Here is a 2,667-nt window from a genome sequence, read left to right as displayed (position 1 = left end):
CCGCTTGGCCTCCGACTTGATAACCAAAAAGGCTATTCGCTACCGATGATAATGATTCTGTCGGCATCCTTGTGTATGATTGCTATCTTCACAACTGAAAGATTCAGTGGAGAAAAACACTTTTATAAGGCAGTGGAAGAGCGCTTGATCGCGGATCATTTGATGAGGCTTGCATTGATTGATCTCGATATAGGACTTAAAACAGGTCAAATTTTGGTTGAGGAATCGGCGAGCTTTAAGTATCCCAATGGAACCGTTAATTACAAAGTAAAAACTCGGAGTGAGGATACGATTACAGTTGACTTATCGGCAGTGACAAAAAACAATCATCATAAAGAAGCATTGGTTTACTATCATACCGATTTAAACAAGATGATAGAATGGGTGGAAAAGTGACGGGCTAATTATGAGAATAAAAAACGTGAATAGTGTGCATGCTGTTTAGTAGGTGATTGATAATGTCTACAAACGATTATATTAAATATATAACGCAGCAGCTTGTCCGTTATTTTCAGGTACCAAAATGGGAGCGTAAAGAACGCCGGGAACAAAAAAGAGAAGAAAAGACTGAACTGTCCTTTCGGTTATTTGGGTTTATTCCCTTTGCTTTAAAGATGTTTTTTCGTAAATAATTTTGCGCATAGGAATCTATTGTTAAATGTGAGGCTGTCCCCATGAGGGGGCAGCCTCTTTTGTATGGATTAAGGGGTGGGCCGAATGATGACGAGAACGGGCCGAATAAATCTTGGTTTGGGCCGAATGATGACGAAAAAGGGCCGAATAAACCAAGGAAAGGGCCGAATGATTACAAGATAAGGCCAAATAACAAGCTGACCGATTCAAATTGAGCCATGCAGCCTTGGATTGTGGACGGTTGCGAAACCGAATAGAAAGAAAAGTAACTTAAACAGCTCTTTCAGTCAGGTAAAACAGGCCGCCGTTGATAACGGAAATATCAATCTTAGGTTCGTATTGTGCGCGGAGGGCGGCTTTTTCCGTTTGGTAATTTTCATCATCTTCTTGTCCTTCATAAAAACGGTCGAGCAGATTTAAGTCCTTGTTCCAACGGACGATTGCCTCTTCAGCCCAGCTGTGATCATCTCCTTCAAATGTTTTTCTAATATATCCATCGAGACGTGTAAGACCACTGGCTGGCATAATTAATGGTGAGAGGTTGAAGAATAGGTCTGGGATTTTTGGTGTGACCTTTAGGCGAACTATTCGGTCATGAAATGCTTCTTTAATTTCTCCTGAAATTAAGTTTAGTCCGATAGAAAGACAAATATCCTTCTTCCTGTCACATTGGTACGATATCTTTACATTTAGACAAAGCCAAGGATATAGGGGTTGCTGCGAAGTGACAGCAGCATCTTCGTAAAGACGAATAAAGCCGGCTAGCTTTTTCGTAGATTGAAAAATTTGATGGAGACGAGGCGAACCAAAATGGATGTATTCTCCTTTCAAATCTCCTGGTGCGTTTAATGAATCGGTAATCAGCGTTAGTGTCATGGGGTTAGGCACTCCCCCAGTTTTTTCGAGATAATGCCAATAAAAGGGGCGATTCATTAATTCCTTGTCCATCTCAACACTTAACCCAATGACGAGGTGGGTTGGGTGATTTTCAATGATTTCGCAGTGATTCGCTTCAAAATAGTTTAGCAGGAATTTATGAATTTCCTGTTGCTGCATGGGTTTCACCATCCTTTACTTGCTGAGCAAATTGAATTAATGAAGATAAATTATCCATTTTAATTTTCATCTCTCCTTCGGTTTTTGATTCACCAACCACGTCAATAAGGTATTCTTCAATATTTCCAATATCAAGCTTAGTTAAAATTTCATCCAATTCGCCGATTACTTTTTCGAATAAATTTATTTTTTCGTATAATAGTTTTAAAATATGATCCTCTATCGTATTTCTTGTAGCTAAGTTGTAAATGCGAACGTCTTCCTCTTGCCCAAGACGATGGATTCGACCGATTCGCTGTTCAAGACGCATGGGGTTCCATGGTAAATCGAAATTAATCAGGTGATGACAAAATTGCAGATTAATCCCTTCTCCTCCAGCTTCAGTCGCAATCAGTACCTGTGCCTTATTTTGAAAAAGCTCACGCATCCAATCTTTTTTTCCACGTTTAAAGCCGCCGCGAAACGGTACCGAGGATATTCCGTGTTGTTTAAGATACCACTGCAGGTATAGCTGAGTGGCACGGTATTCTGTGAAAATGATGACTTTGTCATTGATTTTCTGTATCAACTCTAACGTTTTTTCCGCTTTTGAATTGTTCGAAACGGCGTTTACTTTTTCGATAAGCTGATCGATGCTCTCTAAATAAGCTGGTGACGGGTTTTCGGCTTTTTCTTTCATGTTTTTTAAGGTGTAGTAAACGGCTTCCCTGCTGCTACAGGCTTCACGCTGAAGAGTCAGCCCTGAAAAGGAGATGCTTTTGCCGGATTCTCCTGGTTTGAAAGCAACGATTGCATCATACAGTGCTTGTTCGGTTGGGGAAAAGTCAATGACCGTTGTTTCAACATGTCGTTTAGTCCATTCAATCCCTGTATCTGCTCTCCGGTTGCGGATCATGACGGTATTAACGAGCAGCTTCAAATCCTCATCTTCTAGCACAAGCCGGCCCTTGCCTTTATATTTTTCGGAAAAGAGAGCTT

Annotated in this window: 5 protein-coding genes; 3 read left to right on the top strand and 2 right to left on the bottom strand. The window is 40.6% G+C overall.

Going from position 1 to position 2,667, the window contains the following annotated elements:
• From comGG to AC52RT_RS14410, 3 genes are all read left to right on the top strand, one after another.
• Positions 1 to 396 (top strand): competence type IV pilus minor pilin ComGG (comGG, locus tag AC52RT_RS14420; protein ID WP_495541385.1); only part of this gene is annotated, 396 nt, incomplete at its 5' end.
• A 62-nt stretch (positions 397 to 458) separates the two neighbouring features.
• A complete protein-coding gene (locus tag AC52RT_RS14415; RefSeq protein WP_495541384.1) occupies positions 459 to 632 on the top strand; it encodes a YqzE family protein in 174 nt (57 codons plus the stop codon).
• Positions 633 to 692: 60 nt separating this feature from the next.
• Positions 693 to 848, top strand: coding sequence for a hypothetical protein (locus tag AC52RT_RS14410; RefSeq protein WP_495541383.1), 156 nt, complete (start codon positions 693 to 695; stop codon positions 846 to 848).
• Positions 849 to 903: 55 nt separating this feature from the next.
• Here AC52RT_RS14410 and AC52RT_RS14405 read toward each other — a convergent pair whose 3' ends face one another.
• On the bottom strand, positions 904 to 1,689 hold the full coding sequence (locus AC52RT_RS14405; protein ID WP_495541382.1) for a YqhG family protein: 786 nt from the start codon (positions 1,687 to 1,689) through the stop codon (positions 904 to 906).
• Positions 1,667 to 2,667 (bottom strand): DEAD/DEAH box helicase (locus AC52RT_RS14400; protein WP_495541381.1); only part of this gene is annotated, 1,001 nt, incomplete at its 5' end. The genes AC52RT_RS14400 and AC52RT_RS14405, both read right to left, overlap by 23 nt.

It is taken from the genome of Peribacillus sp. (genome assembly GCF_059453735.1).
The sequence above is the reverse complement of the archived record's forward strand: the minus strand, read 5'-3'. Positions and strand labels throughout refer to the sequence as shown.

Bases quoted from the DNA above. Each gene is read 5' to 3' on its own strand.
- AC52RT_RS14415 (WP_495541384.1), top strand. From the start codon at position 459: ATGTCTACAAACGATTATATTAAATATATAACGCAGCAGCTTGTCCGT.
- AC52RT_RS14405 (WP_495541382.1), bottom strand. From the start codon at position 1,689: ATGCAGCAACAGGAAATTCATAAATTCCTGCTAAACTATTTTGAAGCG.